General features: G+C 62.5%; 6 protein-coding genes and 1 tRNA gene. 3 read left to right on the top strand and 4 right to left on the bottom strand.

Features of this window, described 5'->3' with window-relative positions; all coding sequences use genetic code 11:
• Window positions 1-131: 131 nt before the first annotated feature.
• A tRNA-His gene (locus QT222_RS17910) sits at window positions 132-204 on the bottom strand.
• Between the two features lie 125 nt (window positions 205-329).
• Between QT222_RS17910 and QT222_RS17905 the strand changes: the two genes are divergently transcribed.
• Complete coding sequence (locus QT222_RS17905) at window positions 330-791, top strand: DUF5814 domain-containing protein (RefSeq protein WP_004058285.1); 462 nt, start codon at window positions 330-332, stop codon at window positions 789-791.
• 41 nt (window positions 792-832) lie between these two features.
• Here QT222_RS17905 and QT222_RS17900 read toward each other — a convergent pair whose 3' ends face one another.
• From QT222_RS17900 to QT222_RS17890, 3 genes are all read right to left on the bottom strand, one after another.
• Window positions 833-1,246 (bottom strand): DUF8146 domain-containing protein, encoded by a 414-nt coding sequence (locus QT222_RS17900; protein ID WP_004058283.1) that lies wholly within the window; start codon window positions 1,244-1,246, stop codon window positions 833-835.
• 155 nt (window positions 1,247-1,401) lie between these two features.
• Window positions 1,402-1,992, bottom strand: a complete 591-nt coding sequence (locus tag QT222_RS17895; RefSeq protein WP_491477958.1) for an RPA family protein — start codon at window positions 1,990-1,992, stop codon at window positions 1,402-1,404.
• Window positions 1,993-2,928: a hypothetical protein gene (locus QT222_RS17890; protein ID WP_004058279.1), complete on the bottom strand. Its 936-nt coding sequence runs from the start codon at window positions 2,926-2,928 to the stop codon at window positions 1,993-1,995.
• A 148-nt stretch (window positions 2,929-3,076) separates the two neighbouring features.
• Between QT222_RS17890 and QT222_RS17885 the strand changes: the two genes are divergently transcribed.
• On the top strand, window positions 3,077-3,361 hold the full coding sequence (locus QT222_RS17885) for a DUF7091 family protein (protein ID WP_491477957.1): 285 nt from the start codon (window positions 3,077-3,079) through the stop codon (window positions 3,359-3,361).
• Window positions 3,362-3,436: 75 nt separating this feature from the next.
• Window positions 3,437-4,305: sugar phosphate nucleotidyltransferase (locus QT222_RS17880; RefSeq protein ID WP_491477956.1), on the top strand; the 869-nt coding region annotated here is incomplete at its 3' end.

Genomic DNA, 4,305 nt, shown 5'->3' with positions numbered 1-4,305 from the left:
AACTTTTGGTCACTCCGTTCGCTGACACTCACTTCGCTCCTGAGTTCAATCTTGCAGTCACACCTCACACCAAATTTCAGGAGGGCTCGCACACGCTACGCGGTGCTCGCCGGTTGAAATTTGAAGAAGAGGTCCAGGTGCGAGAATTGAACCCGCGTCTCAGCCTCCACAAGGCTGAAGGATAGTCCACTACCCCAACCCGGACACGCTGCATCCATCTGTAATTCGCTACGATTAAAATACGTTACGACTCGGGGGCAGTGCGACTCAGACCCGCACACCCGCCACCGAGAATCTTTTGCACGTCACCACCCAAGGGGTGTCCAAGCGTGGCTATCACGGACAAAATCTATCTCAAAAACCACCGCCAAATCGTCTCGCAACTGGATACGAACATCCCGAAACGCGTGTTTAGCGGTGCGACCCTCGAAATTCTCTACTCCGGCGAGGGACTCTCGAAAGTCGACGACGCCACCCGGGACCGACTGCTCGACTTCGCACAGGACTTCCTCGACTGTGAGAACTCCGACGACATCTACACCGGCTACCCCGAGCGGAAATTCATCGAATACCTGCTCGAACTCCGCGCGCAAGGACTCGGCCCCGACGCTATCGTCGACGTGATGAGCGACGACTACATGGTGTACGCCTACCCCGGCGACGTGCTCTCGTTCCTCGACAACTCGGTGCGGACGCTCGAATCGGTCGAAGCGCTCGCGGATGTGGAAGGCGACAAAGAGATGCAAGACGAAGCGCGACGGGCGAAGAAAGACCTCGTCGGCCCTCGTTGAGGACCAACACTAACCGAATCGCCGTCTGAGACGACTGACTCCTATCCGAGTCGGAACGACTGTTCGTCGCCCGCATCGAGGTCTTCCAGTTGGATGACCTCCTCGACGTCGTCGTGGTCGCTTTCTACCTGTTCGCGGAGGTAGTTCACGTAGCCCTTGTGTTCTTCGAGCTGTTCGCGGAGATGCTCGGCCTCCAGTTCGAGGCGCTCGTGCTCGCGGATGAAGCTCTTCGGAACCTCGACGGTCGGCGGGAAGGACTCCTCTTCGCCGTCTCGCAACTGCTCTAATTCGTGCTTGGGGACGACCTGCACCTGACCGTCGTGGGCAACTAACGTGTCCACGTAGTCGCGGAAGACGGCGGACAGGGAGATGTCCCGCTCTTCGGCAATCTCCCGAAGGGTCTCGAACGCGTCTTCGTTGACGCGAAACGAGATGGTTTTGTTCTTGTTGCCCATGATACTCGTCGGTCTGTATTCCGGACACTTAACGTTTCGTCAGACGAGCGGGGGCACTGACCGTACTCACGACAAACGACGATAAAATGGGGCGTGTGACGGTGGAAAACCGTCCGTCGGTTCGGGAGAACGCGGCCAATGCGGCCGGTGGGGTCCTACGCGTTCAGTTCGTCAGTCTGTTCGAGGCTTTCGAGCGCGGCGATGGCGGCGCGCTTGTACTCGTCGGGGTCGAGTTCGTAGTGCTCGCGGGCCATCCGCGCGTACTCGTTGCCTTCGTCGTCGAACGCCTCGATTCGGTCGAGCGTCTTCTCGGCCGTTTCGGTCACCCAGCGGTCGCGCGTCGACGCATCGACTTCGGTGATGGACTCGGGGCGGACGGAGACGTTGATAGTCCCGTCGTCGGTCTCGTAGGTCCGTGGCTTGCCGACGACCGCGACGTAGGCGGGTGCTTCGAGGTCACGCAGTGTACTTGCGGCCTCGGGCTGGTACTGACCGGCGTAGACGAAGAACGTCCCTGTCGGGTCGACGATGCGGCCGCGCCAGTACTCGTTGTCTTCGCCGACGTCTTCCTTCTCGGTGAGGGTGCCGACGAGGAAGATACGGTTGGCGCTTTCGCCCGTCGGGAGCAGCACGTAGACGGGTGCGCGCTCGTCGTCGGATTCCTTGAACGTGTAACCGGCGTCGTTGAACTCCTGTGCGAAGACGCGCCGGGCGACCTCTCGGGTGGGGATATCGTTAGAACTCATTTACATCGACCTCGCTTTGATGAGCAGTTCTTCGGCGTCAGCAGGCTCACTCAGACGCTCGATTTCGTTGGCGAGCACGTACCGGCCCAGCGTCGGGCCAGTGACCCGGTAGTAGTACCCCACGAGGTCACCGCGCATCTCCTCTTCGACGATGGTGGTGTCGAGGGCGTCCATGGCCATTTGCTTCGCTTCGTCCAGCTCGATGCCGGTCTGTGCTTCGGTCATCTCGCGGTTGAAGATGACTTCGTGAACCTCGTCGCCGTCGTCGACGACGGCCTTGATGCGGAGGTCGAATTCACCTTCGACGTTGCCGTGCTCCGAACAGCGCCCGTTCTGCAGGACGCGCGTACAGCCCTCTTCGGGGCAGCGCTTGATGAGACCGCTCCCGGATTGCATGTCCACGAGTGCCCCCTCGACGGTGGTCGAGTCGTCGCCGACTTCGATTTCCTCGTCGAGTTCCGCGATGCTCGTCGTCCGGTTGAGCTTCACGGAGAAGTTGCCCTGGTACTCGTCGGTGACGACGTTCCCGAGCGCGTACGACTTCCCTTCTTCGAGTTCGGGAAGTTCGGACGTAGTGAAGGAGACGAACTTCATCCGGCCGGATTCGTCGCCGAGCAGGCCGACCTGTGCGATGGCCTCGTTCTGGGGTTCCCAGAGTTCGACGACCTTCGCGCGCACGTCGACCCACTGTTCGTCCTCGTCGATGTCGTTGAGCAGGGTCTGTTCGTTTCCGCCGGCACCGCCGCCGAGTTCGTCGCGTTCGATACCCGCTTCGTCGAGGTAACTGTTGACGACACTCCGGCGTGCTTCGTCGACGGGGACGCGGTATTCGCTGACGAGGCTTTCGAGTCGTTCTTCGACCTCGTCGGTGGACACGTCTAAATGGTCCGAGAACTGTTCGGCTATCTCCGCTGCGTGGCTTCGCAAATCAGTCATGGTCTACCTCGCCTCCACCTTGGTTTCCATTGGGAGGCATACGGACGTTGGCCGCGTACTCATATAAAAATGTCTGAGCCGGAGTGAAAGTAAAGCGCGAGTCCCTGAGAGCGAGGAATTGATAGCCACGGGGCACACATCCGTTACCATGGACGACCGCCTCGAAAGCATCATTCGAAGCGCCGCCCGCACCGCCGGCAAGCGCTACGAGGAGGTCAAGCGCGCCTATCAGGACGGTCAGCAGACATCCGAGGTTCTCGATTCGCTCCCCCACGACGACGAGGGCCGCGCAAAAATCGTCTGTCGCCGACACGTCGAACGCCGCGCCGTCGCCATCGACGCGAAAGGTCGCCCCGCCTGCTTCGACCCCGACCACCCCGACTGCCAGGGCTGCGTCGAGGACATCCGTGAGGGTATCGTCGAGACGTGGTAGGGTGACGGCGTGGGAGGAACAAAACCAGCACCGGCGACGTGGTAGGATTTTGTGGCTGTAGCGTGACCGCTCGGTATGGACCGCCCACTCGTCGCACTCGTCCTCGCCGGCGGCACCGGCACGCGTCTCTACCCCGCAAGCAGAAGCGACCGTCCCAAACAGTTCCTCCCGCTCGGCGGCGACCAGTCGCTCCTCGCAGAAACCGTCTCGCGCGCCGATTTCGCCGACCACGTCGTCGTCTCGACGCGCCCAACATTCGCCGATGAGATAGCAGACCATGCCCCCGACGCCGAAGTCGTCGTCGAACCCGCCGCGAAGGACACCGGTCCGGCGCTCGTCTACGCAACCCACCGAATCGCTGAGTTGTACGACGACCCGGTCGTGGTCGTCCTCCCGAGCGACCACCACGTCGGCGACGGCTTCTCCGAAGCGATGGCCCGTGGCGCGCGTGTCGCTGCCGAAACTAACTCTCTCGTCGCCTTCGGCGTCGACCCGACGCGCCCAGATACCGGCTACGGGTACATCGAACCCGGTACGGAACGCGGCGACTACTACGACCTCGCCGCGTTCCACGAGAAACCGGATGCCGACACGGCTACCCGATACGTCGAAGCGGGCTATCTGTGGAACGCCGGTATGTTCGCGTGGACGCCCGAAGCCCTCCTCGCGGCCGCCCGCGACTCGCCGCTCGAACCGCTCGTCGACGCACTCGACGCAGGCGACACAGAAGCCGGATTCGAGGCGGTCGACTCGGTCAGTATCGACTACGCCGTCATGGAACGCGCCAGAGAAGCGGCGGTCGTGCCCCTCGACTTCGGGGGGGGCGGCCTGGGCGCCGGGGACGCGCCCGCCCGCGTGCTCCACGCCCACGCGAATGGGAACGGCGCGCGCGGGGGCGACCCCGGGGTCGTCGGCGCCCCCGGCAACCCTCGTTGCCCCCGCGG

This window comes from Haloferax sp. s1 (assembly GCF_058382125.1).
The sequence above is the reverse complement of the archived record's forward strand: the minus strand, read 5'-3'. Positions and strand labels throughout refer to the sequence as shown.